We start from the raw sequence: 26,028 nt of genomic DNA, 5'->3' as shown, positions 1-26,028 counted from the left end.
CGGCGGGCGCTAGGACGCCGCCGGCTCGTCGCGGTAGAACGCGTAGGTGCCGCCGCCCGCGCGCTTGGCGCAGTACAGGGCCTTGTCGGCCTTGCGGTACAGCTCTTCGTACGTGACGCCGTCCTGCGGATACAGGGCGATGCCCAGGCTGATGGACACCGGCCCGTGGTCGTCGTCGGAGGCCTCGGCGGCCTCGCGCACCGCCGCGCACATGCGTTGCGCGACGGCCTCCACCATGAGGTGCGACGAGATGCCCCGCAGGCACACCATGAACTCGTCGCCGCCCACGCGTCCCACGAGGTCGTCGTCGCGCACCGCGCTGACCACGCCCGCCACCGACTCCACGATCACGCGGTCGCCCGCCACGTGGCCGTAGCGGTCGTTCGTCGTCTTGAAGCGGTCGAGGTCGGCCATGATGAGCGCGTGCCCGTGATGGACTTCGGACCGCTCGATGATGCGCGTGCAACCGTCCTCGAACGTCGCGCGGTTCAGCACGCCCGTAAGCGCGTCGCGCTCGGCCCGCGCCTTTTGCACCAGCTCGCGCTCGTGCCGCTCGGTGGTGTCGCCGAACGCGACGACGGCGTACACCGGGCGGTTCTCGCCGTCGAACACGAGCGAGTAATCGACCTGGTACCAGCGGAACCGCCGCGTGTCGAAGTCCCGCATGCGCAGCATGACGCCCCCGCGCGGCACGCCCTCCTCCATATCGCGGTACAGCGACCGGTACAGCTCAACGTGCTCGGGCGCGATCATGCCGGCGGCGATGGCGCTGTCGGGCACGTTCACCATGCGCGCGGGCGCCGTCAGGTAGCCCTCCACCGCGCCCTGCATGGTGAGCGCGCGGTCGGCCAGATCGAACGTGGCGATGTTCTTGCCGCTCATCTGCGCGGCGATGCGAAACGCGTCCTCGCTCATGCGCAGGCGCTCGGAGGTGTCCATCCACGAGCTGGCATCCAGCACGAGGCAGGTGACCGTGCCGCGCCGCGCATCGTGACGACACCGCGCCATCGTCCACAGCAACGTGCCGGTTGCCGTCTCCTGGTTCACCTCGATCTCGAAGTCCGTCTCGCCCGCCTCGATATGCGCGCGCAGCTGGCCGCAGAACGCGCGCCAACCGTGCGAGTTCCGCACGTCGAGGGGGTAGAAATCGTCGGGGGATCGACGCTGGTAGCCCAGCAGGCTGAAGAACTCGTCGTTGGCGTACAGCGGCTCGACCGCGCCCGCCTCGTATCGCACGCGGGCCATCCCTGCGGGGATTTCGGATTCGTCGATCGTATCAAAAAACAGTTCGCTCATAAAAGTAGTATACCCCCCCCCCCAAGCCACAGGAGCAACCACAACCTTGACCTGTGAGCGTAGGTTGACGCCCGCGCCGGCCGCGCGGGCTAGCGGCGTCGCGCGCCCTGCCGCCGCCGGGGGTCGTCCGCGCCCTCGTCGGCCCCATGCCCCGATCCGTCCACGGTGGTGGCCAGCCGCGTCTCGCGCAGGAACAGCATGAGCACGAGGCCCGCCACGGCCAGCGGCAACGCGAGCCAGAGCACGGGCGCGAGCGCGTCGCTGTAGGCGGCACCCACCGCATGGCGCACGTCCGGGGGCAGCGCGTGTACGATGGCCGGCGTGAGCGAGTTCGCGTCCGTGCCGAGCGCCCCGACGCCGCCGACCGGCGCGAGGCGCTCGGCCAGGGCGCGCGCAAGGCCGCTCGTGAACAGCGCGCCCACGACGGAGGTTCCCAGCACCGACCCCACCTTGCGGAAGAAGCCCGTCGCCGCCGTGGCCATGCCCACGGCGGAGGCCGGGAACTCGTTCTGTACCACCAGCACGAGGATCTCGAAGTTCAGGCCCACGCCGAAGCCCATGACGGCCAGCAGGCCGCCGACGACGACCGCCGACGGGTCCTGGTCCACGGCAATGAACCCGACCATGCCCGCCACGAGCACGGCGAAGCTGACCACCATGAGCTTCTTGTACGTGCCCAGCTTGTTCACGAGGTAGCCCGACAGCAGCGAGGCGGCGAACCAGGCCGCGTTCATAGGCGCCACCAGGTAGCCGGCGGCGGTGGCGTTCAGGTCGTCGACGATCTGGAAGTACGTGGGCAGGTACGTGAGCACGCCGATCATGACGAACATCGTGATGGAGCTTGCGACGATGGAGATGTCGAAGTTCCTGTTCTTGAACAGCGACAACGCCATGAGCGGTTCCTGTGCGCGGCGCTCCGCCAGCACGAACAGCGCGCTCGCAACCGCGGTGGCAACCAGCAGGCCGATGATGGTCGGCGAGGTCCACGCGTGCTCGTTTCCGCCCCACAAGGTTGCCAGCGTGAGCGCGGTCACGGCGGCCACGAGCGTCACGGCGCCGCCGACGTCGAACGGCGCCCTCTCCGCAGTGCGGCGCGGTTTCGGCAGGAAGACGGCGGCGATGACGATGGCGATCAGCGCGAGCGGCACGTCGAACCAGAACGCCCAGCGCCAGCCCACCGCGTCGGCGAAGAATCCGCCCAGCAGCGGCCCGGCCAGCATGGGCACGGCGTAGGCCACGCCCATGATGCTGAGGTAGAGCGCGCGGCGGCGCGGCGGCACCACGTCGGCCACGATGGCCTGCGAGAGCACCATGAGCCCGCCGCCGCCCAAGCCCTGCACGGCGCGGCCGATCACGAGCCCTTCCATCGACGGGGCCAGCGCGCACGCGGCCGAGCCTGCCACGAACAGGGCCAGCGCGCCGATGAACAGCCCTTTGCGGCCGATGAGGTCGCCCATCTTGCCGTACAGCGGCATGGTGACAGTGGCGGCCAGCACGTAGGACGTGGTCACCCACAGCATGCGGTTCACGCCGCCCAGCTCGCCCACGATGGTGGGCAGGACGGTGGCCACGATGGTCTGGTTCAGGGTTCCCACGGTCATCGCCACCAGAAGCCCCGCGAACACGGCGGCAACCGAGCGCCGCGACAGCGGCGGATCGGAAGCCGGGAGGGCCGTCGGACAGCCGCCGCCCGCGGCGGGTTGCCGGCCGCCGCCGGGGACGCTCCCCTCCTCCGCCTGCCCGTCGTTCGCCATCGCCTGCTCCGTCCGCGCTCGCCTGCGCCCTCGTCCACGGCGCCGGAGCGCCCATCCAGTCGGGCAAGCTTTGCAGAGGGGAGGAACGCGCGTCAAGGGCTGTTGCCCGCTCGTTACCGCAGGTGAGCGGTTCCGTTCAGCGCGGCTCCCGCGGGGCGGGAAGCGGGCGGCATCACGCCAGCTCGCGATCGGCCGCCCACATGCGGGCGTACTTGCCGCCCGCGGCCACCAGCTCGTCGTGCGTGCCCTGCTCGAGCACGCGGCCGTCGCCGACAACCGCGATCGAATCGGCCCCGCGCACGATGGCCAGCGTGTGCGCCACCATCACCACGGTCTTGCGCTTCGCCAGCAGGTTGGCGATGGCCTCCTTCACGGCCAGCTCGTTCTCGATGTCGAGCGAGGCCGTCGCCTCGTCCAGCAGCACGATGGGCGCGTCGCGCAGGATGGCGCGCGCGATGGACAGGCGCTGGCGCTCGCCGCCCGACAGCCGGCCGCCGTTCTCCCCGATGCGCGAGGCGTAGCCTTCGGGCAGGGCGCGCACGAACCCGTCGGCGTTCGCGAGACGGCACGCCTCCCGCACCTCGTCGTCGGTGGCGTCGGGCCGGGCGTAGCGGATGTTGTCCATCACCGAATCGTCGAACAGGAACACGTTCTGATCGACGATGGACACGCCCGCCAGCACGCTTTCCGGCGCATAGGCCGCGGTGTCCGCGCCGCCGATGCGCACCGTGCCGCGCGCGGGCCGGTAGTACTGGGCGATGAGGTTGAGCGCCGTGGACTTCCCGCACCCCGAGTCGCCCACGAGCGCGGTCAGCTTGCCGTCTTCGCACGTCAGGCGCAGCCCCTCGAACACCGGCTCGCCCTTGCAGTAGGCGAACCCGACGTCGGCCAGCTCGATGCGCGATCCCGTCGCCGGCAGCGCGTCGAAGCTGCCCGCCTCCTCCGGCTCGTCCACCACCGCCTGGATGCGGCGCTTCGCGATCATGAGGTTCTTGTAGGCCGTCAGGTTCACGAAGATGCTGTTCCACACCTTGTTCATGAACAGCGGCAGCATGATGATCAGCAGGTACGGAACCGCGCCCAGCGCCCCGTCGAGGTACGCCGCGCCGCACATGAGGAACAGCAGCGGCTGGCACAGCCCCACGATGATGGACATGACCGCGCCGAGGGGGATGAGGGCCGCCTCGTACCAGAAGCTGACGTCCGAGTACTCCCGCATGCTGTCCACGATGGCCTCGTTCTTCACGCCGCCGATGCCGTAGGCGCGCAGCGTCTGCATGCCGGTCACGTGCTCGACGGTGCGGCTCGTGTTCGCGGCGCAGATGTCGCTTTTGCGGGTGCCGTAGCGTCGCACCTGGTGCCACGACAGCGCCATCGCGGGCACGATGAGCGCGAACGAGAGCGCCACGACCGCGCCCGCCGGCAGGTAGAGCCAGCTGACGAAGCCGGTGAGCATCACGGCCAGCGTGATGTCTTTGACGACGGATCCGGTGCGGTGGGTGAGGATCTGCTCGTAATCGTTCACGTTCGCGGTGAGCGCGTTGAGGTAGTCGCCGCTCGACCGCTCGGTGAACCGCGCGAGGGGGATGCGCTTGATCTTGTCGCCCAGGTACTGGCGCAAGTTGCGGCTGACCTGCGCCCCGCCGATCTGCCCGCGCACGTAGCCGTAGCCGTAGATGAGGAGCCGCAGCACGAACACGAGCGCGAGGGCGCCGGTGAATCCCAGCAGGGTGCCGAAGTCGGCCGCGCCGCTGAACACCTGCTGCATCACCAGGAAGATGAGGCCGAAGTTGCAGCCCGACAGCAGTCCCTCGATGACGGTGCACGCCACCGAGACGGAGAAGTCGCGGTTCTTCGCGAACACCGAGGTCGAGGCGGAGGCGGAGGCCAGGGCCGGGCCCGGGGCCAGGGTCGGGCTCGAGGGCGCTTGCGCGGACGCCGACGATGCGCCCTGCGGCTGCGCGGCGGCACGGCGGACGGGATCGCTTGCGGCGCGCTGACGCGGCTCCGCTTCCGCCGCCGCGGCGCCGAACCCGAACGTGATGCGGCGCGCCCGCTCGTAGTCCGCCCATGCCTTGCGGTAGTACGGGCACGCGGCAAGCACCTCGTCGTGCGTCCCCACGGCCGAGATGCCGCCGTCCTCCACCACGGCCACGCGGTCGCAGGTGCGCACCACGCCCAGGCGATGCGCCACGATGACCACCGTGCGGCCCGCGCAGAGGTTGGCGATGGCCTCGTCGATCTGCACCTGGTTCTCGGGGTCGGCCGCGCTGGTGGCCTCGTCGAGGATGAGCACGGGCGCGTCCTTGAGGATGGCGCGGGCGATGGCGATGCGCTGGCGCTGCCCGCCCGACAGGCGCTCGCCCAGCGTGCCGATCTCGGTGTCGTAGCCGCGGGGGAGCCCCATGATGAAGTCGTCGATGCGCGCCTGGCGCGCCGCTTCGCGCACCTCGTCCAGCGTGGCGCGCTTGCCCATCCGGATGTTCTCGAGGATGCTGCCGCTCGTGAGGAACGTCTTCTGGAACACCACGGCCACGTGTGCCAGCAGGTCGTCGTAATCGAGGTCGCGCACGTCCACGCCGCCGATGCGCACCGCGCCCTCGGTCGCGTCGTAGAAGCGGGACATGAGCTCGACGATGGTGGTCTTCCCCGCGCCGCTGGGCCCCACCACGGCCAGGCGCTCGCCCTGCTGCACGGCGAGGTTCACGCCGTGCAGCACCTCGCGCGTGCCGTCGTAGCTGAAGCGCACGTTCTCGAGCCGCACGTCGCTCTTGGCGGGAAACGGCGCGCCGCCGGCGAAGGCGGGCAGGTCCAGCAGCTCTTGCGCCTTGATCGCCCCGCTTTTCACCTGGGCGAACTTGCTGCCGATTTCCTGAAGCAGGCGAATTTCGGTCAGGTAGAGCGACCCGACGAACGCGAACAGCAGAAACGTGCTGCCCGAGATGGCCCCCGTGGAGAACAGGAAGCCGCCGAGCGGCACCATCACGAGCATGCCGCACTCGATGATGATGACGAACGCCGCGAAGCCCGGGCCCGTTTTCCGCGCGATGTCGCACCACACGGCGTGCTCCTCGTCCACGGCGGACTGGAAGCGGCGAAACGACTTCGAGCCCATGTTCAGCGCCTTGATGACGCGCATGCCGCGCACGTACTCCACCATCACCGCGTTCATCCGCGACAGCGCCGCGCTCGCGCGCGGCATCACGCCGGCCATGCGCTTGAAGATGACGCCCATCACGACGAACGCCGCCGCGAACGGCACGAGCGTCGCCAGCGCCAGCGGCACGTTCACCGAGCACAGGAAGATGAACGCCGCGACGGGGCCGGTCAGGTACATGATCGCCTCGGTGATGTTGTGGGCCAGGAACAGCTCGAGCTTCTCGATGTCGTCCGACAGGACGGTTTTGATGGAGCCGGTCGACCGCTCGTCGAGCTGCCCGAGCGGCGCGTGCGCCAGATGGTCCACGACGCGGCACCGCACGCGGAACAGCGTGTTGTACGCGCCCTTGTGCGACAGCGCGCCCGCGCATCCGAAGCACGCGTACTGGATGCACACGCCCACCGCCACGACGAGCGCGTTCGACGTGACGACCTCCCACGTGCAGGTCCCTTCGTAGGCCGCCTTCATGATCTCGTACACGCCGTAGTACGGCACCATGGTCATAAGCCCCGAAACGAACGCGAACACGACGGCCGCGATCAAGTACTTCCGGTCGGGTCCCGCCCACTTCAATATCAATCTGATCGGACTGTTCATGCAAACTCCTTGCACCTGTGAGATATCGTTCGGCTGCAAGGATAGAACACGCGAAACAGAAGTTTGCCCGCTGCAACTTCGCGCGTCCGATGCAACTCAACCGCCGTCCGATCGTCGTACCGAAGCGTTCGTCACCGGCAACGGAGACACCGCGATTCGAGGATGATCGCCCATCTTTTCCTTGACAGAGTTAACCGTGTATGACATTATTCGTAACGTCGTTATCGATAACATTGTTATTGATGAGAAGGGATCGGGATGTGAAGCAGGTTGAGGAAACGCGCGGCCTCGTGCTGCAAAGCGCGCAGCGAGAGTTTCTGGACAAGGGATACGAGAAGGCGAGCCTGCGCAGCATCGCGCAGAACGCCGGCGTGACCACCGGCGCGCTGTACGTGCGCTTCCCGAACAAAAGCGCGCTGTTCGCCGCGCTGGTCGAGCCCGTATCCGCGCACCTGCTCGGGCTCTTCCGCACGGGCAACGACCAGGGGTTCGAGCAGCTGGACGAAGGGCGCCCCGAAGACATGTGGAGCACCTCCGAAGACGTGATCACCCGCATCGTCGACTACATCTTCGAGCACAAGGAGCCGTTCGACCTGCTGATAAACCACGCGGCGGGAAGCGGCTACGAGCATTTCCTCGACGATCTCGTAGAGGAAGAAGTCAGCCAATCGCTCGCCTACCTGGACGCCATGCGCGAGCGCGGCCTTGCCTGCGCGAGGGCGTCCCACGACGACCTCCATGCGCTCGTGAGCGCGGAATACTACGCATTCTTCGAAATCGTTCGCCACGACACCTCGAAAGAGGACGCCGTTGCGCGCATCAAACTCATCGTCGACTTCTTCCGCCCCGGCTGGGAGAACCTCTTCGGCGGGTGATGCCGTCTTTCCATGACCACTAGTTAGCTCAAACTAACAAAAGCAGTCCGCTCGAACACCCGCGCACGACGGGCCTTCCTTCGTGCGCCCGATTTCCACCAGCCCGGCCCGACGGGCCCACCCGAAAGGAGAGCAGCATGAGCACCGAGAAAACCATCGACACCACCCGAGGCGCACGCGGGCGCGCCTCCAAGAAGAGCATCGCAACCCGCGACGTCATGACCGTTGCGGCCATGATGGTGCTGACGTTCCTCGTATGCATGGTCACGGGACCCCTGACCATGCCGTTCCCGTTCGTGTATCTGTACCTGTGCGCCGGCATCCAGATGTTCCTCTGCGCGACGTTCTACCTCGTCGTGGCGAATCGCCTGAACAAGCATGGCGTCTTCCTCGTGTGGGGCATCGTGTACGGAACGGTGCTCGCGCTTTCAGGCTACGTGTTCCTGCTTCCCTACTTCGCCGGCGTCGCGGCGATCTGCGAGCTGGCCATGATCGGCAAGGATGCGTACCGCAGCCCCGTGCGCAACACCGTCGGCTGGACCATCTGGGCGGTCGGCATGGTCATCGGCAATGCCGTGCCCGTCTGGGCTGCGTGGGACGCCTACGTGGCGAAAGCGACGACCGACGGCTTCACCGCCCCGGTTCTGACCATGCAGCTCGACCTGCTGTCGAACCCGCTGCACCTGCTGGGCGCCTGCGCCATCACCGCCGTGCTGGCCGTGCTTGGATGCCTGTTCGGCAACCGCCTGCTCAGGAAGCACTTCAAGAAGGCGGGTATCGTGAAATGAGCGGCGCCGTGCACCCTGCCGCGCCAGCCGAGGCCACTCTGAACGCGCCGACCCGTCGGGACGGGGCAACCCGGCAGCACGCCCGCATCCGCGAGGTCAACGTCCTCTCGTTGCTCGCGATCATCGTGTGCACGTGCGCCGTGACCTTCCTGTCCACCAGCACGATGCTGCACGTCGCGTTCACCTGCGCCCTTTTCGTGCTCATGGCCGCGATGGGCTTCGCAAGGGCCGGCGCCGGGTTTCTGCTCGCGTTCGCGGTGACGCACGCATGGCTCGCCCTCAACGTGCGTTTCGACATCGGGTTTCCCTCGCCCATGGCGTTCACCTTCGTCCTGGAGATGCTACCCCTCCTCATGCCGGTGTACCTGCTCGTGCAAGCTCCCTCGGGAAAGCTGATGGCAAGCTTGCGCCAGCTGCCCATCCCCTCCCCCGTGCTGCTCGCCGTCATCGTCATCCTGCGCTTCATGCCTACCATGCTGTCCGAGCTGGCCGACGTGCGCGACGCCATGCGCACCCGCGGCTTCCTCCGCTCGCCGGCGCACGTCTTGGCGCATCCGCTCGCAACGCTCGAGTTCGGCGTGGTGCCCATGGTGTTCCGCTCGCTCACCATCGCCGACGAGCTGGCTTCATCCTGCATCGTGCGCGGCATCGAGAGCCCCTGCGCGAAGCAGAGCTACTATGCGCACGGCATGCGGATCGGCGACGGAGCGCTCATGGCGGGGTTCGCGATCGCCTCGATCTTGATCGTGGTGGGGTGAGCGACATGATACCGAACCACGACCCGCAGGCGCCGGCCATCGAACTCGCGCACCTGACCTTCGCCTACGAAGGCTCCGCTCCCCAGCTCGAGGACGTGAACCTGACCGTCCAACCCGGCGAGGTGGTGGTGCTCACCGGGCCCTCGGGCGGAGGCAAGAGCACGCTGACCCGCGTGGTCAACGGCCTGGTGCCGTCCTTCTACGAGGGCGAGCTGACCGGGACGGTGCGCCTGTTCGGGCGCGAGGTCGACGACATCCCTTCGTGGGAACGCGGGCTCACGGCGGGCAACGTGTTCCAAGACCCCCGCAGCCAGTTCTTCGCGAACGAGGTGGCGGGCGAGATCGCGTTCGGGTGCGAGAACTACGGGCTCGATCACGAGCTGATCGTCGAGCGCGTGCACGGGGCGGCAAGCGAGCTGGACATCGCCCCCTTGCTCGAGGAGAAGGTGCGCCTGCTGTCGTACGGCATGCGCCAGCGCGTGGCCATCGCCTCCGCGAAGGCCATCGACCCGCCCCTCTACGTCATGGACGAGCCCTCCGCCAACCTCGACCACGAGGCCACCGAGCAGCTCGGCAACCTGATACGCGCGCTCAAGCAGCAGGGAAAGACCGTGCTCCTGGCCGAGCATCGCCTGTACTACCTGCGCGGCATCGCCGACCGCATCGTCTACCTCGCCAACGGCCGCATCGCCGACTCGTTCACGCCTGCGGAACTCGTCGCCCTCGACCCCGCGCGCATCGAGGCCCTCGGGCTGCGCAGCGCGAACCTCGAGGGCCTGACCGCACCTGCCAGGAAACGGACCTGCGCGGCCCCGCACGTGCCGCCGCTGCTCGAAGTCGAGGGGCTGCGCAAGTCCTTCGGCGAGCGAATCGTGGCCGACGACGTGAGCTTCGCCTGCCGCCCCGGCGAGATCGTCGCCGTGGTGGGCCCCAATGCCACCGGGAAGAGCACGCTGGGAAAGCTGCTCGCCGGCCTCGTGAAAGAGGACGGCGGCACCGTGCGCGTGGAGGGGAAGAAGCTCGCGTCCGGACGGCGCCGCGGACGCATATGGTACATCATGCAGGATCTGGACAGCCAGCTGTTCGGCGAAAGCGTGCGCGACGAGCTGCTGTGCGGGCAGAAGGCAACGCCCGAGCGGACGGCCCGCGCCGACGAGGTGCTCGATGCGCTGGGCCTGGGCGCGCTTGCCGACCGCCACCCGGCAACGCTTTCGGGAGGGCAGAAGCAGCGGCTCGCCCTGGGCGTCGCGCTCATGCACGACGCCTCCGTCATCGTGCTCGACGAGCCCACGAGCGGCTTGGACGGAAAGAGCATGCGCTCCGTCGGCAGGCAGATCGAGAAGCTTGCGCGCGAGGGCCGCGTCATCCTCATGATCACACACGATGTGGAGTGCGCGGTTGCCACGTGCGACCGCGTCCTGCACCTGCGCGACGGGCGGGTCGCGCAGGACTTTCCCCTCCGCGACGCCGAAGAGCTGCTCGCCGCCATGCGGTGACCGCGCCATCCGATTCCAACGCCCCTACCCCATCGAGAAAGGGGGTGCGACCATGCACCCGGAAGAGAACGCCCGCACCCAGAAACGCCCCGAAGCCGAGCAACCCGCCAAGCGGCGCTCCGGCATGGCCTACCTGCTCCACCTGGCAGGACGCTACCGCCTTCATCTGGCGCTGTCTGCGCTGTTCAGCGTGATGAGCGCCCTGTGCTCCTTCGTGCCGTTCATCATGGTGTATAAGGTGCTGCTGTTCCTCATCGAGGGGAACGCCGACGCGGGCGCGGCGCTCCAGTACGGCATCATCGCCGCCGTGGCCATCGTGGGCAAGTTCGCGTTCGCCATCGCCTCGGGCGCGTGCTCGCACATCGGGGCCTTCAACACCCTGTACCAGGTGCGTGCGCAGATCAGCCGGCACATCGCGAAGGTCAACCTCGGGTTCTTCGATCAAACGACCTCGGGCGCTCTCAAAAAGGTGATCATCGAGGACGTCGAGCGCATCGAGAAGTTCCTCGCCCACCAGATCCCCGACATCGTCGCCGCCGCCTGCACGCCCGCCATCATGTTCTGCTACCTGCTCACCTTGAACGTGCCCATGGCTCTGGGCATGCTGGTTCCCGTGGTGCTGGGCGTTGCCGTGCAGCTGTTCGCCATGGCGGCCACCGGCAAGCAGATGCCCACGTACCACCGGCTGCTCGCCAAGCTCAATGCGGCCATCATGCAGTTCATCAACGGCATGCCCGTGATGAAGGCCTACCGTCTGGACGCGAAAGGCTACCGCGAGTACGCCGACGCCGTCACCGAGTACAACGAGTTCTGGAAGCAGTGCACCAAGAGCCAGGGCTACTCCTACGGCGTGTTCGTGGCCATCGTGGAAAGCGGCATCCTGTTCGTGCTGCCTTTGGGCGGCGTGCTGTACCTGCAGGGCTCCCTTTCGGCCGCCGACTACCTGTTCTTCATGATCATGAGCATGGTGTTCCTGTCCAGCCTCCTGAACCTGCTCACGTTCGCCATGACGTTCAACCAGATCATGAGCGGCATGGAGCGCATACAGGACATCATGGACCTGCCCGAGGCTTCCGAAGGCACGCTCGCGCTCGATCCGGCGAAACCGCACGCGGTGGCGTTCGATCGCGTCACGTTCGGCTACGGCGCCGCCGAGGTCAACGCGCTCACCGACGTCAGCCTCGATCTGCCCGCCGGCAGCCTGACCGCATTCGTGGGCCCCTCGGGCGCCGGCAAGACAACCGCAGCCCAGCTCATCCCCAAGTTTTGGGAAACGCGCCAAGGCGCGGTGCGCATCGACGGCCACGCCCTGTCCGAACTGCGCACCGACAACCTCATGGATCTGGTGTCCTTCGTGTTCCAAGAGGCTTTCATGCTCGACGACACCCTGTACGAGAACATCAGGCTCGGCCGACCGAACGCCACGCGCGAGCAGGTGGAGGCCGCCGCGCGGGCCGCGCAGATCCACGACACGATCGAGGGCCTGCCGAACGGCTACGACACGCTGCTGGGAGAGAACGGCGTCAAGCTATCCGGCGGCGAGCGGCAGCGCGTGTGCATCGCTCGCGCCATCTTGAAGGATGCGCCCATCATCGTGTTCGACGAAGCCACCAGCTTCACCGACATCGAGAACGAGCACCGGATCCAGCTTGCGCTCTCGCACCTACTGACGAACAAGACCTGCATCATGATCGCCCACCGCCTGCACACCATCGTGCATGCGGACCAGATATGCGTGTTCGACCACGGCCGCCTGCGAGAACGAGGAACGCACGATTCCCTGATCAAGCAAGACGGCGCCTACGCCCGCATGTGGGACGCCTACACGCACCGCACGGAGAAGAAGGAGTCGCTGGCATGATAACGCTCATCAAAACCGTCCGAACCGTAGCGGGCGACAAAGCCAAGACCCTCGTGCTGCCCATCGCGCTTTCCTGCGCGGACTCGCTTTTGCACATGGGCATGTTCGCCGTCATGATCGCAGCCATCATCAACCTCGTCGCCGGCGCGTTCAACGCCGAGCTGCTTGCGTTCTACAGCGGCGCGCTCGTCGTGCTGTTCGTCGTGCGTGCCGCGCTGTACGCGACGAACTACGCCCAAACGCAGTTCCGGGGCGCGGACATCACCGCCGACCTGAGACTCTCCATCGGCAACCACCTGCGCAGGCTGAACCTGGGGTACTTCGACAAGAACAGCATCGGCCAGCTCGCATCGGTTCTCACCACCGACGTGAGCGACTTCGAGCAGACCATCACCACCTCGCTGGCGAGCTTCTTCAAGGTCGTCTGCTTCAGCGTGCTCGCATGCGCGTTCGCCTTCGCCATCAACTGGCTCTACGGGCTGATCATCCTCGCGATCGTCGTCGCCTCCCTGCCGCTTGCGCGCCTGGGCGGGCGCGCGGCCAGCAAGGGCGGCATCCGCTATCGCGAAAGCGTCCACGCGGTCATATCCCGCATCATCGAGTACATCAACGGCATCAAGACGTTCAGGCTCTACAATCTCACCGGCCGGCGCTTCGAGCGGCTCGACCGCAGCTTCGCCGATTTGAAGCGCGAATCCATTCGCATGGAGCTGTCCATCATGCCGTTCTCGGTGCTGTTCTCCGTGGCCACCTCGCTCATCGTTCCGCTCGGGCTCGTGGCGGGCACGCTCATGTTCATGGACGGCCAGCTCGACGCGCCCCGCCTCATCGCGGCGGTCATGATCGCCGTATCCATCTCCAGCATGATGACCACGCTCGGCGTGATCTACCCCGAGCTGAACTACCTGGCCAAAGCGGCGGAGAGCATCGAGCGGATACAGGCCGAACGCCCCCTTGCGTACCGCGACGGCAACCCCCGTTTCACGAGCTTCGACGTGCGGTTCGACGATGTGCGGTTCGGATACGCCGACGGCAAGGAGGTGCTGCACGGGGTGACGTTCACGGCGCAGCCCGGGACGCGCACCGCGCTCGTCGGGCCTTCGGGCAGCGGGAAGACCACCGTCATCAGCTTGATCTCGCGGTTCTGGGATGCGAGCAGCGGCAGCGTGCGCGTAGGCGGGCACGAGGTGCGCGACATCGCGCCCGACGCGCTGGCCGAGCAGGTGGCCGTCGTGTTCCAAGACGTGTACCTGCTCGCCGATACCGTGGCGAACAACATCCGCGTGGGCAAGCCGGATGCGACGCAGGAGGAAGTGGAAGCGGCCGCCCGCGCCGCGCACTGCCACGACTTCATCGAGGCGCTGCCGCAGGGCTACGACACCCTGGTGGGCGAAGGCGGTTCCACGCTTTCCGGCGGCGAGAAGCAGCGCATCTCCATCGCGCGAGCGCTCATCAAGAACGCTCCCATCGTGCTGTTGGACGAGTCGACCTCGAGCCTAGACGCCGACAACGAGCACGAGATCAACCGGGCGCTCGACGTGCTCATGGCGGACAAGACCGTCATCGTCATCGCCCACCGCCTGGACACCGTGGAGCGCGCCGATCAGATACTGGTGCTGGACGACGGTCGCGTACGCGAGCGGGGCACCCACGACGAGCTGCTCGCACAGGGCGGCTGGTACGCCCACGCCATCGCCGAACAGGAAAAAGCCCGCAGCTGGACGGCATAAGAAGCACAGGAAAGCGGGGGCGGGGGGCAAAGCGCCGCGCTCCCTCGGCAACCCTCGCATCACCCCTTCGCCAGCAGCGCCCTCACCGCTTGCAGGTCGCCCTCCACGACGGCTTCGGCGGCTATGCGGCCGGCTTCCACGCGAACGGCCTTGTCGCAGGCTTGGCCGATGAACTCCAGGTCGTGGGTGACCACGAGCACGGCGCGGCCCTCGTCGGCCAACCGGCGCACGAGCGCCGCCACCGTGCGCATGCTGCCCAGGTCGAGCCCGCTCGTGGGCTCGTCGAACACGAGGAGGCGCTTGCCGGTGGCGATGCAGGCCGCCACGGCGAGGCGCTGCTTCTGGCCGCCCGACAGCGTGGCGGGGTGGCGCTCGGCGTACGCCGCCAGCCCCAGGCCGTCGAGCACCTCGTCCACGCGCGCGGCGTCGGGCGCCTCAGCGCCCGTCAGCCCGAAGCCCACTTCGGCGCGCACGCTGTCGGCGAACAGCTGGTAGTTCACATCCTGGAACACCATCGAGCAGGCGCGCAGGCGTTGCTTGGGCCCTGCGGGTTCACCGTCGATCGTCGTCGTGCCCGCGCTTTCCCGATGCAGCCCCACGATGGTGCGGCACAGGGTGGACTTCCCCGCGCCGTTGGCGCCCACGAGCGCCGCCACTTCACCCTCGCGCAGGTCGAGGTCGATGCCGTGCAGCACCTCGCGCTTGCCGTACGAGGCGTGCACGCCGCGCAGGCGCACGAGGGGCGCCCGCGGCTCGCGCGCATCGCCCGGCGCCCGCCGCTCGCGCGCCCGCTCGTCGGCCAAAGCGCGCACCCGCAGCCCCAGGTCGCGCACCTCCGACGACGGCAGCGCCCGAAACGTCGCGCCGTCGAAGCGCCGCGCGATGCGCCCCTCCTCCATGACCACCACCTCGTCGGCCACGTCGGCCAGCCACCACAGGCGATGCTCGGCCACGAGCACGGCCGCGCCCTGCGCCTTCGCGTCCAGCAGGTAGCGCCGCAGCGCCGCGATGGCCGCTTCGTCCAAGTTCGACGTCGGCTCGTCCAGCACGAGGTTCGCCGGATGGGGCGCCCACGAGCTGGCGTACGCGATGCGCTGCTTCTCGCCGCCCGACAGCGAGAAGATGCTGCGGTCGGCCAGCTCCTCCAACCCCAGCTGGCGGATGGTATCGTGCGTGCGCTCGCGTATGCGCTCCTCGGGCCACGCCATGCTCTCCAGCGAAAACGCCACCTCGCCCGTGGAATCCACGTTGAAGAACTGCGTGCGCGGGTTCTGGAACACCGAGCCCACGCATGCGGCCACCTCCCAGCTTTCGAGGTCGGCCACGTCGCGCCCGTCCACCAGCACGCGTCCCTCGAGCGTCCCCGGGAAGAACGAAGGCGCCAACCCGTTCGCCAGTCTCGTCACCGTGGTCTTGCCGCAGCCGGACGCGCCGCACACGAGCACGCACCGGCCCGCCTCCACGCGCAGGTCGATGCCGCGCACCCCCTCGGGCGCGCCCGCGCCTTCCGCAGGCGCGCGGTACGCGAAGCTCACATCGTCAAACTCGATCATCGTCTCGACCTCACTTCCCCACGCCCAACAGGCTGCACGCAAGCGCCGCCACGACCACGGCCACGCCGGCGATCACCAGCAGCCCGTCGGACGCGCGGAACTCGATATGCGTGTAGCACGTGCGCTGCGCCGGGTTCTCGATGCCGCGCGCCACCGAGGCCATCGACAGCTCGTCGGCCACGTTCGACGCGCTCATCATGAGCGGCACGTACAGGCACTCCACCGTCATGCCCGGTCGACGCAGGAATCCGGCCAGGCTGGCGTTCACGCCGCGCATGCGCATGGCGTCCGAGATGAAGCGCCAGTCCTCGCGGATGGCCGGCACGTAGCGCAGCATCACGGCCAGCGGGATGGTCACCTGGCGTGGCACGCGCATGCGCGAGAACGCGCTCATGAACTCGTTCACGTGCGTCGTGGACACGATGACGGCCGCCAGAAGCCCGCACGGGAACACCTTGCGCACCAGCATGAAGAACGACGACAGCATCGTTTTCAGCACGCCGGTGTCCAGCTGCGCCGTGGCCAGCATGCACGCCATCATCACCGCGTACAGCCCCAGCATGCCCAGCGCGAGCCGCCCCTTTCCCAGCGCGATGCCCAGCGCCACACTCAGCAGCATCAGGAGCGCCTCGAACCACAGCCCGGGCGACAGGAACACCGCGACGGCCCACAGCAGAAGCAGCGCAAGCTTGGCCCGCGGATCGGGCCGGAACGCGCGATCGATCATGCGGTAACGCCCGCCTTCTCGAACTGCTTCTTCAGCAGACGGCGACCCACCAGCGCGCTCACCAGGGCGCACACCAGCGTCAGCGCGATCATGCCCGGCAGCACCCAGCCCGCGCCCGTGGACACCATCGTGTCGAGGTACGCCTGCTCGGTGCCCTTCCCGGCCAGGTAGGAAGTGTAGCCCGACGGGTCGATCCACAGCATGAGGTAGGACCCCATGGGGTTGAGCGAGAACACGAGGAAGCTCACGAGGTTGAGGTTCTTGTTGCGGAACCGGCCCGCGCCGGCGATGAGGTCGGCCACCACGCCCAGCACGACGAGCGCCACCGCCCACAGCCAGTACATGCCCGTCACGAACATGATGAGCCCCTCCACCACACCCAGGATGATGATGGGGCCGTGCTTGGGCACCTTCGCCACCAGCAGCAGGTAGATGGGGCCGGTGAGCAGGGCCGCACCCGCCGGCATGAGGAACGTCAGCACGGGGTTCGGGGCGAACAGCATGCTGCCCACCATCATGAACACGAAGTACAGGGCGATGAACACGCCGCACGTCACCAGGTCGCGGGCGGTGAGCCCCTTCTTGTCGGATTGCATGGCTGAACGCATGACAGACCTCCTTCTGATTCATTTTCATGCGGAAAAAGATAGCCTCGGTTAACAATGGTGTATCATACGCGGAGGAGCGGAAACGACGTCGCGCATGCGCGCCCGCGCGTCCGAACGTCGCACCGCCGCGTCCGATCGTCGCACGCGGCACGCCCCTGCGGCGCACGTCCCTGCGGCCGACCGCCGCGCCGCCGCGAGCAACCGCATGAAGGAGCAGAACCCATGGAGCACCGCCCGCCCTCGCACGACATCATCCACGCCCCGTCGCTCGAGCAGATCGGCTTCGAGGAATACGAGCCGCCGGAGGGCTTCTGCCCCCTGTGGCGCTCGTACCGGGGCGAAGGCGAAACGTCCGGCAGCTTCCACATCCTCGCGCCCTCCGATCGCTGGCAGATCGCCATCCACGACTTCACGCTGCTCCACGACACCGTCATGGAGTTCGAGCTGCCCGAATACCTGAGCGTGGCCTGGTACGAGTCCATTTCGGGAGAGGAGTTCACGCCGTATCGGCGGCTGCGGGCGAAAAGCATCTGGGGATTCTACAGCGGCGACGGGGGCTGGCGCGGGCTCGTGCACGGCGGCGTGCCCGTGAAGGCCGTGTCCATCGAGGTGCGGCCCGAGATGTCGCGCGCGTACCTGGAGCGCGAGTACGACGGGCAGTTCGAGCGCGTGCGCGACGCGTTCGCCTCGCTGAGCGACGACGGCGACTCCCCCGAGCTGCGCGCGCTGCTGGCCGGGCTGTGGCCCCGCCCGGGCGACGAGCATCGCAGCCAGCTGTATTACGAGGGCAAGGTGTTCGAGGCCATGGGGCTCATCGTCGAGCGCACGAAAGCGCGCCGGGACACGTCGGGACACGCCGTCGCGCCCGAGGACCGCGAGCGCATCCAGGCCGTGGCGCTGTACATCGACGACCACTGCGCGAGCGCGCTCACGGTGGACGACCTCGCGCGGGCCGCATGCATGAGCCCCACGAAGTTCAAGGAGTGCTTCAAGGCGGTGACCGGCTCCACGCTCACGCGCTACGTGCAGAGCCGCCGCATCAGCCAGTCCGAGGGGCTGCTGCGGATGCCCGACCTGTCGATCGAGCAGGTGGCGCACGCGGTGGGCTACACGTGCGCCAGCCGCTTCAGCGAGCTGTTCCGCCGCGAGACCGGCCTGCTGCCCAGCGAGTACCGCCGGGGGCTGGAGCGGTAGGAGGCGCGGCGGCCGGGCCGGAGCCGCTAGGACGCCGCAGGCATGGGCGCGTCCTCCGCGGGCGCAGGAGCGACCGCGTCGTCGCTCGCGATCCGCCAGCCCTCGGCGCGCCGGCGGATCTCCACGAAGCGGCGGTACGTGCCGCCCTCGGCCATGAGCTGGTCGTGCGTGCCCCGCTGCGCCACCGTGCCGCCGTCGATCACGAGGATCTGGTCGGCGTTCTCGATGGTGGCCAGGCGGTGCGCGATGACCACGACGGTCTTGCCCGCCGTCAGCTGGCCGATGGCCTGCTGGATGAGCTGCTCGTTCTCCGGGTCGACGCTTGCGGTGGCCTCGTCGAGGACGACGATGGGCGCGTCCTTCAGCAGCGCCCGCGCGATGGAGATGCGCTGCTTCTGGCCGCCCGACAGGCTGCTGCCGCCCTCGCCCACCACGGTGTCGTAGCCCTGCGGCAGCTCCTCGATGAAGTCGTGGCAGCACGCGCGCTTCGCGGCGGCCACCACCTCGTCGTGCGAGGCGCCGGGGCAGCCGAACGCGATGTTCGCCTCCACCGTGTCGTTGAACAGGTACACGTTCTGGAACACCATCGAGAAGTTCGCCAGCAGGCTGTCGCAGGTGAACTCGCGCACGTCGTGGCCGCCCACCCGCACGCTTCCGGCGCTCACGTCCCAGAAGCGCGCCATGAGGTTCGCGATGGTGGTCTTGCCCGAGCCGGACGGGCCCACGATGGCGCACGTGGTGCCCTCGGGTATGGCGAAGCTCACGTCGTGCAGCACCGTGCGCGCCTCGGGACCCTCGTCGTAGGAGAACGCCACGTCCTCGAACGCGATGTCGAAGCGGTCGAGGTCGAGCGCGCGCCCATCCTCGTCGATGAAGCGCGCCTGCTCGATCTTGTCGAGGCGGTCCAGCACGTCGTTCAGGTCGCCCAGCATGTGCGCCGAGTCGGCCACGCCCTCCACGCCGCCGAAGATGGTGAACGAGAGCAGGGCGATGGCCAAGAACATCCACAGCGGCAGCGTCCCGCCGAGGCACGCCCAGGCCGCGAAGCCCACGAGGGCCACGCTGGCCAGCTTGAGCGCCACGAGGTGCGCCACGTTGAACGGCGTGAAGCCGAACTCCACGTCGACGCGGGCCTTCTTCGCCTGGGCGCACGCCGCGTACATCGGCTGCAGCGCGGAGCTGCCGCGGCCGTACGACTTCGCCGTGCCCAGCCCGCGCGCGAACTCCACGATGGCGCCGGACAGGCGCTCGGAAGCCTCATGCGTGGCCGGCGTGAGCTTCCGGCTGCGTCGGTTGATGCCCGCCAGCGCGAGCGCCGACAGCCCCACGCCCGCCAGCGCCGCCAGCGCGCAGCGCCAGTCCATCACGGCCAGAAACGCGATGACGGCCGCCACCGACACGTAGCCGTTCACCACGGCGTCGATCATCTTCATGCCGTTCAGCTCGAGCATGCCCAGCTCGGTGGTGGTGGTCGCGAGGATGTCGCCCGTCTTCACGCGGGAGAAGTAGCCCAGCGGCACGCGCTTGAGGATGGTGCCGATGCGGATGCGCACCTCGGGCGCCACCTCGTAGCCGATGCTCTCCTGCAGACGGTTCTTGCCGTACGAGAACGCGAACCGGGCGGCGATGCACGCGACGATGGCCGCGAGCGACAGCCACACCGCCGACGGGTCGAGCGTCGAGACGCCGCGCGCGTCGTCCACCACCTGCGCGAGTATCCACGCGGCCAGCATCACGGGGGCCGCCGTGGCCCACGTCATGAAGAACGAGCACACGCAGCCCAGGTACAGGTTGCGCCGGTACGGTCCCGTCCATGCGATGATGCGCTTGAGCGCTTTAAGCATCGAGGGCCTCCTTTCGGGAAACGGCAGACCACGCCTTCGCGCACACGTGAGCCTGCCACATGGACGCGTAGAGCGGGCAGGCGGCAAGCAGCCGGTCGTGCGTGCCGTGCGCGACGATGCGCCCGCGATCCACCACCGCGATGTCGTCGGCCGCCGCCACGGTGGACAGGCGGTGCGCGATGACCAGCAGGGTCTTGCCGCGCGTCAGCCGGGCGATGGATTGCTGGATGCGCTCCTCGTTCTCCGGGTCGGTGAAGGCCGTGGCCTCGTCGAGCACCACGATGGGCGCGTCCTTGAGGATGGCGCGGGCGATGGAGATGCGCTGGCGCTCGCCGCCCGACAGCGCGTGCCCCGCCTCGCCGGCCGGCGTGTCGTAGCCATGCGGCAGGCGGCCGATGAAGTCGTCGCAGCAAGCGGCGCGCGCGGCGGCCAGCACCTCGTCGTCGGTGGCGTCGGGCTTGCCCATGCGGATGTTCTCGCGAAGCGAGCAGTCGAACAGGTAGTTGTCCTGCGCCACGAAGCTCACGAGCTGCGACAACTGATCCAGCGGCATGTCGCGCACGTCCACGCCGCCCACGCGCACCGCGCCCGCGCCCACGTCCCAATGCCGCGCGATCAGGCGCGCCAGAGTGGACTTGCCCGAGCCCGACGGCCCCACGAGCGCGCAGAACGACCCGCGCGGCACGCGCAGGCTCACGTCGTGGAGCACCTCCTCCCCGCTCTCGTACGAGAACGACACGTTCGCCAACTCCACGCCCTCGTCGCGCACGGCCGCGCGCTGCGCAGGCTCCGGCAGCTCGGGCAGGTCGAGAAACTCGCTCGCGTCGGCCACGGCGTACTCCATCGCCTTCGCTTCGTTGAGGAACGACGACAGCTTCATGAGCGGTGCCACCACCGCCAGCGCCAGCACGAACTCCAACCCCAACTCGGCCGGGGTGACGTCTCCCGCCAGGTACAGCGCCAGCCCGACGGGCAGCACGCCCAGCAGCGTGGTCGGCAGGATGGAGAACGCGAGGTTCATGCTGACCCAGGTGGCCTTGAACCAGCCCAGGGTGAAGTCCTTGAACGAGCGGACGGCGTTGGCGTACTTCTGGTAGGAGTTCGAACCCTGGTTGAACGCCTTGATCACCTGGATGCCCTCCACGTACTCCACCATCACGCTGTTCACGTGGTTGCCCTCGGCCATGTAGGCGGCGTACATCCTGTTGTACGCCCCCAGGCCGCTTGCGAACACGACCAGCCCGATGGGCACGGTGACCAGGCACGCAAGCGCGATGCGCCAGTCGATGAGCGCCATCCACACCGCGATGGCCGCCGCCAGCAGCACGTTGCCCGAAAGCTCGGGGATCATGTGCGCCAGCGGCACTTCCACGCCCTCGATGCGATCGACGAACACGTTTTTGATCTGGCCGATGCTTTTCGACGCCGCGGTGCCGAGGGAGGTCTTCATGAGCTTCTCCACCACGTCGTCGCGCAGCGATTCGAGGATGGTGTACGCGGACACGTGCGAGAGCAGCGTCGATGCGCCGAACAGCGCCTTCGACGCCACGTAGCCCGCCGCGGCCGCGCCCACCCAAGCCAGCACGGCACCGCCGTCGGGCGCGGGGGCGATCATCTCGTCGATGATGCGGTACACCGCGTAGAACGGCACGAGCCCGGCCGCCACGCTGGCCACCGAGCACAGCAGCGAGACCGCCATCTTCCCCCGGCAGCGGCCGGCGTACGAAAGCAGCACGGCCAGCCACGATGCCTTCGCGGGCGTTTCTGTCACAGGAGCCACCAAAACCACCTTCTCAGTTGGGATTGCGAACGCTCCCGACTATACGGCTCCCAGCAGGCACGTTCCGCTCCATCAAGCCAGCCCTGTTCCAATCAGGTGGGAAGTTCGCCGCAGCTCACTAACGTCGCACGTACCTTGCGCGGTCGCGGCGGTGGACGGTGGGGGTTTGGCCGATCACGGCCTTGAAGGCGGCGGTGAACTTGGAGGGGCTGTCGTAGCCCACGGCCAGGCCGATGTCGGCCACGCGCAGGTCGGTTTCGCGCAGAAGCGCGGCGGCGCGCTCCATCCGGAAGGTGCGCAGGTACGCGTACGGCGGCAGGCCGTATACCCCCTTGAAGCAGGTCTTGAACGCCGTGGGCGGCAGCTCGAAGCGGTCGGCCAGCTCGTCGATGGTGTGCTCGACGGTGAGGTCGGCCACCATGAAGTCGCGCGCCGCCTTCACCTTCTCCACCTGCGCGCGATAGAAGTACGGCCGACGCTCGCGCACGGGGCCGGGATCGAGCACCTGCAGGAACAGCAGCAGCTCCAGCACTTTGAGCTGGAAGTACGTCGCGCGGATCTCGTCGGGCACGGAGTACAGCTCGCAGAAGATGTGCTCCGCGCCCGGTGCGTCGTGCATGATGAAGGGGTCGCCGCCGCGGCAGAAGCGATCGCGCAGCGCGCGCAGATCAACCGGGAACCCACCGAGCGCTTGGGCGATGGAGCGCTCGGCGCGGGCGAGGTCGAAGGACACGGTGATGCCGCGGTAGTGACCCAGCGGCAGGACGAACATGCCGGTATGGCGGGAGCGGTCGTCTATCTTGAGGTCGCCGGACGCCACGTAGGAGTAGGCTCCGCCCGCGACGGGCTGCTCGATGCGCCCCTCGCGGCAGTGGTCGATGCACAGCATGTCCGGACCGGCCACGAACCCCGAATCGTACGCGTCCAGCCGGAAGTCGTTGAACGAGAGTCCCACGCCGTCGAACACCTGGCAGAAGGCCATGGACCCCTCGCCCGTATCGTTCTTCACGCGGAGCACGGCCCCTCCTGGCCGCTCCTCCACGACGCCTTCGCCACCCGCCATCACGCACGACAGCACATCGCCCGCCTCGCCCATCGATCAGCCCGCCTCCAATTCGTACGCGAAATCGCAGCTGCGGCTGAGGAATTCGCAGTCGTGCGTGACCACGACGATGCAGATGTTCCGTTCAGCCAGCCCTTTCACCAACCGGCTTACCTCAACCATATGCCCGAAGTCAAGCCCGCTCGTCGGCTCGTCCAACAGCAGCACCTCCCGCCCGGCGAGCAAGGCGCAGGCCACGGCCAGCCGCTGCTTCTGGCCGCCGGACAGCGCCATGGGGTGGCACGCCTCCAGATGCTCCAGGTCGAGGGCCGCCAGCACTTCGTCCACGCGAGCCGCGTCGACGCCGCCCGCCGACAGCTCGCACTCCCCGCGCACGCTGTCGCTGAACAGCTGATGGTTCACGTCCTGCATGACGAGCGAGCACCGGCGGCGGCGCGCGCGGGCATCGAGCGGTGCGCCGTCGAAGCGCAGCTCCCCCTCCGTCGCGCGCTCGAGGCCCGCCATCGCGCGCACGAGCGTCGACTTCCCCACGCCGTTCGCGCCCGTCACGCCCACCACCGCGCCGCGCGGGACGTCGAAGCTGACCGGGGCGAACACGCGCCGCTTCTTGCGCAGGCTGGCGAAACCGCGCAGCGACAGCCCGCGCTCGAGCGCACCCGTCGCGCACGCGGGGGCCGCCGGGCACGTCACGGCCATCGCGACGGCGGGGTCGACGGCGCGCAGGCCCAGGCGGGCGCGCTCCTCCTCCGACAGCGCGCGCAAGTCCTCGGGCGAGAACTCGCGCGCGACGCGGCCCCCTTCGATGAGCACCGCGCGATCGATGAGGTCGGCCACGAAGTACAGCCGGTGCTCGGCGACGATCACCGTCTTGCCGCGCGCGAGGATGGCGGCGATCTGGTCGTGCAGCACGCGGATCGCGCGCGCGTCGAGGTTCGCGGTGGGCTCGTCCAGCACGTACACGTCGGGGTCCATCACGTCCACCGAGGCGAACACGAGGCTCTGCTTCTCGCCGCCCGACATCTTCGTCACGCCGCGGTCGAGCAGGTGCTCGACGTGCAGCGCCCCCACCGTCGCCCGGATGCGCTCCTCGATCGCGTCGGCGTCGACCCCCGCCGCCTCCAGGCCGAACGCCAGCTCGTCGTTGGAGGTGAGGTTGAAGAACTGCGATTTCGGGTTCTGGAACACGCTGCCCACGTGCCGCGCGAGCTCGTGCATGGCGCAGCGCGCCGGATCGAAGCCGCACACCTCCACCTCGCCCGTGCGCTCGACCCCGGGCTCGAATTGCGGGATGAGGCCGTTGATCAGCTTCGTCACCGTGGTCTTTCCCATGCCCGAGCGCCCGCACAGCAGCACGCATTCGCCGCGGCGCACGGTGAGGTCCACGCCGTCCAGGATGAGCGCGTCGCCGGCCCCGCGGCAGGACGCATCGCGCAGGCGGACGACGACCGGCGCCTCGCCACCGCGCGCCTCAGCGCGCTCGTCGCCGCGCGCCTCAGCGCACTGCCGAGCCCCCGCCATCAGTACGCCCCTCCCCACAGCGCCACGACCACGACTGCCGCCGCGGACGCCGCGAGCACCGCCCAATCGGCGGCACGCATGCGCAGCCGCTCGGTGTCGGTGGAGCGCACCGGGTTCTCGATGCCCCGGCAGGTCGCGGCGCGCGACAGCTCGTCGGCCGTGGTGGTGGCCGACATGATGAGCGGCACCACAAAGCATTCCAGCCGCTCGGAAGCGGGGATGTCGCGCAGGCGCATGGCGTCGCGGATGTGCGCCATCTCGTCTTTGAGCGCCGGGAAGTAGCGCATGGTCACCGTGAGCGGGATGAGCACCACCTGCGGCACGCGCAGGCGCTCGAGCGCGGCCGTCAGACGGTGCACCGAGCATTCGGCCACCAGCAGCGAGCCCACCATGAGGCACAGGAAGATCTTGCGCGAGAACGTGAAGCTGATGGTGAACATGGTGGCTGCAACGCCTCCGACGTGGGGAAACACGAGGTTGAGCACCGCCCACAGCACCGCGTAGCCGCCCGCGAACGCAAGCGCCATCCTCACGTGCCCCGTCAGCGCCTGCAGCAGCGCCACGCCCAGCACGAGGCCCAGCTCAACCGTGAGGCTCTTCGACATGAAGGCCACCACCGACGCCGCCAGCAGCACGCCCATGATGGTGCGCGGGTCGAGGTCGAGCACGCCGGAGCGCGGCGCCCGGCCCAGCACGCGACGATCCTCGAGCGTGTAGGCGGCCTGCATTAGACGAGCCCCGCCTTCTCGAAGTGCTTCTTGAACAGGCAGCGCGCGATGTACGCACCCGCGAGGCCAGCCACGATGGTGACGGCGAACATGGCGATCAGCATCGGCGTCGTGGACAGCGCGTCGAGCGACGCCAGGTAGTCGGCGCCCATGCCCTGCTCGGCGATCTGGGAGACGAACGAGTCGTGGAACACCCACAGCGGCAGAGGGCTTCCGCACATGCCCAGGCCGAACACCGCGTACGCCACCGCGTTGCCGAGGAAGCTGCGATAGCGCGCAACCGCGCGGATGACCTCGGCGACAACGCAAGATGCCGCCATCATGGCCAGGATGAGCGGCGTGAACATGCCCGTCGCGAAGTAGATGAGCGCCACGATGAGCCCCATGATGACGACGGCGCCGGGCTTTTGCACCTTCGCGCACATGAGCATGAACGGGATGCCCGCGAACAAACCGTCGAGCGCCGGCATGAACACCCACAGCGCCGGATGGATGCCGCCGCACAGCATGAACACGAACTGGATGACGAAGTAGATGGCCGTGAAGATGCCGATGTTGATGAGGTCGCGGCCCTTGAGCACCTTCCCCTCGCTCGGGGAAGGTGCCGGGCTCGCCGTCGATGCGACGCTGCTTGCCATGAAGGTCTCCTTACTTGTTAGCCAAGGGTTACTTATATCGGAGACAGTATGCGGCAACGG

19 protein-coding genes are annotated in these 26,028 nt (G+C 68.3%); 7 read left to right on the top strand and 12 right to left on the bottom strand.

The genetic code is table 11. From position 1 onward, the window contains the following. Nucleotides 1-9: 9 nt before the first annotated feature. The 3 genes from GS424_RS01965 to GS424_RS01955 form a co-directional block, all read right to left on the bottom strand. Complete coding sequence (locus GS424_RS01965) at nt 10-1,245, bottom strand: sensor domain-containing diguanylate cyclase (protein ID WP_244977715.1); 1,236 nt, start codon at nt 1,243-1,245, stop codon at nt 10-12. A gap of 140 nt (nt 1,246-1,385) precedes the next feature. After that, entirely contained in the window at nt 1,386-3,050 is a 1,665-nt protein-coding gene (locus GS424_RS01960) for an MDR family MFS transporter (RefSeq protein WP_160941992.1), read from the bottom strand. 172 nt (nt 3,051-3,222) lie between these two features. Continuing rightward, on the bottom strand, nt 3,223-6,807 hold the full coding sequence (locus GS424_RS01955; protein ID WP_160941993.1) for an ABC transporter ATP-binding protein: 3,585 nt from the start codon (nt 6,805-6,807) through the stop codon (nt 3,223-3,225). A gap of 260 nt (nt 6,808-7,067) precedes the next feature. Between GS424_RS01955 and GS424_RS01950 the strand changes: the two genes are divergently transcribed. From GS424_RS01950 to GS424_RS01925, 6 genes are all read left to right on the top strand, one after another. Further along, nucleotides 7,068-7,682 carry a TetR/AcrR family transcriptional regulator gene (locus GS424_RS01950; protein ID WP_160941994.1) on the top strand — a complete coding sequence of 205 codons (615 nt, stop codon included), beginning with the start codon at nt 7,068-7,070 and terminating at the stop codon, nt 7,680-7,682. Nucleotides 7,683-7,819: 137 nt separating this feature from the next. Then, entirely contained in the window at nt 7,820-8,470 is a 651-nt protein-coding gene (locus GS424_RS01945) for an MptD family putative ECF transporter S component (protein WP_009305933.1), read from the top strand. Next, nucleotides 8,467-9,228, top strand: a complete 762-nt coding sequence (locus GS424_RS01940; protein WP_160941995.1) for an energy-coupling factor transporter transmembrane component T — start codon at nt 8,467-8,469, stop codon at nt 9,226-9,228. The genes GS424_RS01945 and GS424_RS01940 overlap by 4 nt, the downstream gene beginning before the upstream one ends. 5 nt (nt 9,229-9,233) lie before the next feature. Next, nucleotides 9,234-10,724 carry an ABC transporter ATP-binding protein gene (locus GS424_RS01935; protein ID WP_160941996.1) on the top strand — a complete coding sequence of 497 codons (1,491 nt, stop codon included), beginning with the start codon at nt 9,234-9,236 and terminating at the stop codon, nt 10,722-10,724. A 52-nt stretch (nt 10,725-10,776) separates the two neighbouring features. Then, the gene (locus GS424_RS01930) at nt 10,777-12,585 is read left to right on the top strand and encodes an ABC transporter ATP-binding protein (protein ID WP_160941997.1); all 1,809 of its coding nucleotides are present in this window, start codon (nt 10,777-10,779) and stop codon (nt 12,583-12,585) included. Continuing rightward, nucleotides 12,582-14,315, top strand: a complete 1,734-nt coding sequence (locus GS424_RS01925) for an ABC transporter ATP-binding protein (protein ID WP_160941998.1) — start codon at nt 12,582-12,584, stop codon at nt 14,313-14,315. The genes GS424_RS01930 and GS424_RS01925 overlap by 4 nt, the downstream gene beginning before the upstream one ends. A 59-nt stretch (nt 14,316-14,374) precedes the next feature. On the opposite strand, the gene GS424_RS01920 is transcribed toward GS424_RS01925, so the two are convergent. Genes GS424_RS01920 through GS424_RS01910 form a run of 3 tightly spaced genes read right to left on the bottom strand, consistent with a single transcriptional unit; the run spans nt 14,375 to nt 17,203 of the window. Beyond that, on the bottom strand, nt 14,375-15,868 hold the full coding sequence (locus GS424_RS01920; protein ID WP_160941999.1) for an ABC transporter ATP-binding protein: 1,494 nt from the start codon (nt 15,866-15,868) through the stop codon (nt 14,375-14,377). Nucleotides 15,869-15,878: 10 nt separating this feature from the next. Then, nucleotides 15,879-16,595 carry an energy-coupling factor transporter transmembrane component T gene (locus tag GS424_RS01915; protein ID WP_160942000.1) on the bottom strand — a complete coding sequence of 239 codons (717 nt, stop codon included), beginning with the start codon at nt 16,593-16,595 and terminating at the stop codon, nt 15,879-15,881. Further along, complete coding sequence (locus GS424_RS01910; protein ID WP_009305925.1) at nt 16,592-17,203, bottom strand: MptD family putative ECF transporter S component; 612 nt, start codon at nt 17,201-17,203, stop codon at nt 16,592-16,594. Before GS424_RS01910 ends, GS424_RS01915 begins: the two co-directional genes overlap by 4 nt. A gap of 222 nt (nt 17,204-17,425) precedes the next feature. Here GS424_RS01910 and GS424_RS01905 point away from each other — a divergent pair, with 222 nt between their 5' ends. After that, complete coding sequence (locus GS424_RS01905; RefSeq protein ID WP_160942001.1) at nt 17,426-18,397, top strand: helix-turn-helix domain-containing protein; 972 nt, start codon at nt 17,426-17,428, stop codon at nt 18,395-18,397. 26 nt (nt 18,398-18,423) lie between these two features. Here GS424_RS01905 and GS424_RS01900 read toward each other — a convergent pair whose 3' ends face one another. The 6 genes from GS424_RS01900 to GS424_RS01875 form a co-directional block, all read right to left on the bottom strand. Further along, complete coding sequence (locus tag GS424_RS01900; protein WP_160942002.1) at nt 18,424-20,241, bottom strand: ABC transporter ATP-binding protein; 1,818 nt, start codon at nt 20,239-20,241, stop codon at nt 18,424-18,426. Continuing rightward, nucleotides 20,234-22,021, bottom strand: a complete 1,788-nt coding sequence (locus GS424_RS01895) for an ABC transporter ATP-binding protein (protein WP_160942003.1) — start codon at nt 22,019-22,021, stop codon at nt 20,234-20,236. Before GS424_RS01895 ends, GS424_RS01900 begins: the two co-directional genes overlap by 8 nt. A gap of 118 nt (nt 22,022-22,139) precedes the next feature. Beyond that, nucleotides 22,140-23,117, bottom strand: a complete 978-nt coding sequence (locus tag GS424_RS01890; RefSeq protein ID WP_160942004.1) for a helix-turn-helix domain-containing protein — start codon at nt 23,115-23,117, stop codon at nt 22,140-22,142. A 3-nt stretch (nt 23,118-23,120) separates the two neighbouring features. Beyond that, nucleotides 23,121-24,602: an ABC transporter ATP-binding protein gene (locus GS424_RS01885; protein WP_160942005.1), complete on the bottom strand. Its 1,482-nt coding sequence runs from the start codon at nt 24,600-24,602 to the stop codon at nt 23,121-23,123. Beyond that, the gene (locus tag GS424_RS01880; protein WP_160942006.1) at nt 24,602-25,330 is read right to left on the bottom strand and encodes an energy-coupling factor transporter transmembrane component T; all 729 of its coding nucleotides are present in this window, start codon (nt 25,328-25,330) and stop codon (nt 24,602-24,604) included. The genes GS424_RS01885 and GS424_RS01880 overlap by 1 nt, the downstream gene beginning before the upstream one ends. Beyond that, a complete protein-coding gene (locus GS424_RS01875) occupies nt 25,330-25,968 on the bottom strand; it encodes an MptD family putative ECF transporter S component (protein ID WP_009608046.1) in 639 nt (212 codons plus the stop codon). Before GS424_RS01875 ends, GS424_RS01880 begins: the two co-directional genes overlap by 1 nt. Nucleotides 25,969-26,028: the final 60 nt, after the last annotated feature.

The sequence above is a fragment of the Eggerthella guodeyinii genome (assembly GCF_009834925.2).
In the GTDB taxonomy this organism is placed as follows: Bacteria; Actinomycetota; Coriobacteriia; order Coriobacteriales; family Eggerthellaceae; genus Eggerthella; species Eggerthella guodeyinii.
The sequence above is the reverse complement of the archived record's forward strand: the minus strand, read 5'-3'. Positions and strand labels throughout refer to the sequence as shown.

What these genes read in the sequence shown, in the direction of transcription:
- GS424_RS01965 (WP_244977715.1), bottom strand. Translation starts at nt 1,245, where the DNA reads ATGGCCCGCGTGCGATACGAGGCGGGCGCGGTCGAGCCGCTGTACGCC.
- GS424_RS01960 (WP_160941992.1), bottom strand. Translation starts at nt 3,050, where the DNA reads ATGGCGAACGACGGGCAGGCGGAGGAGGGGAGCGTCCCCGGCGGCGGC.
- GS424_RS01955 (WP_160941993.1), bottom strand. Translation starts at nt 6,807, where the DNA reads ATGAACAGTCCGATCAGATTGATATTGAAGTGGGCGGGACCCGACCGG.
- GS424_RS01945 (WP_009305933.1), top strand. Translation starts at nt 7,820, where the DNA reads ATGAGCACCGAGAAAACCATCGACACCACCCGAGGCGCACGCGGGCGC.
- GS424_RS01940 (WP_160941995.1), top strand. Translation starts at nt 8,467, where the DNA reads ATGAGCGGCGCCGTGCACCCTGCCGCGCCAGCCGAGGCCACTCTGAAC.
- GS424_RS01935 (WP_160941996.1), top strand. Translation starts at nt 9,234, where the DNA reads ATGATACCGAACCACGACCCGCAGGCGCCGGCCATCGAACTCGCGCAC.
- GS424_RS01930 (WP_160941997.1), top strand. Translation starts at nt 10,777, where the DNA reads ATGCACCCGGAAGAGAACGCCCGCACCCAGAAACGCCCCGAAGCCGAG.
- GS424_RS01925 (WP_160941998.1), top strand. Translation starts at nt 12,582, where the DNA reads ATGATAACGCTCATCAAAACCGTCCGAACCGTAGCGGGCGACAAAGCC.
- GS424_RS01920 (WP_160941999.1), bottom strand. Translation starts at nt 15,868, where the DNA reads ATGATCGAGTTTGACGATGTGAGCTTCGCGTACCGCGCGCCTGCGGAA.
- GS424_RS01915 (WP_160942000.1), bottom strand. Translation starts at nt 16,595, where the DNA reads ATGATCGATCGCGCGTTCCGGCCCGATCCGCGGGCCAAGCTTGCGCTG.
- GS424_RS01910 (WP_009305925.1), bottom strand. Translation starts at nt 17,203, where the DNA reads ATGCGTTCAGCCATGCAATCCGACAAGAAGGGGCTCACCGCCCGCGAC.
- GS424_RS01905 (WP_160942001.1), top strand. Translation starts at nt 17,426, where the DNA reads ATGGAGCACCGCCCGCCCTCGCACGACATCATCCACGCCCCGTCGCTC.
- GS424_RS01900 (WP_160942002.1), bottom strand. Translation starts at nt 20,241, where the DNA reads ATGCTTAAAGCGCTCAAGCGCATCATCGCATGGACGGGACCGTACCGG.
- GS424_RS01890 (WP_160942004.1), bottom strand. Translation starts at nt 23,117, where the DNA reads ATGGGCGAGGCGGGCGATGTGCTGTCGTGCGTGATGGCGGGTGGCGAA.
- GS424_RS01885 (WP_160942005.1), bottom strand. Translation starts at nt 24,602, where the DNA reads ATGGCGGGGGCTCGGCAGTGCGCTGAGGCGCGCGGCGACGAGCGCGCT.
- GS424_RS01880 (WP_160942006.1), bottom strand. Translation starts at nt 25,330, where the DNA reads ATGCAGGCCGCCTACACGCTCGAGGATCGTCGCGTGCTGGGCCGGGCG.
- GS424_RS01875 (WP_009608046.1), bottom strand. Translation starts at nt 25,968, where the DNA reads ATGGCAAGCAGCGTCGCATCGACGGCGAGCCCGGCACCTTCCCCGAGC.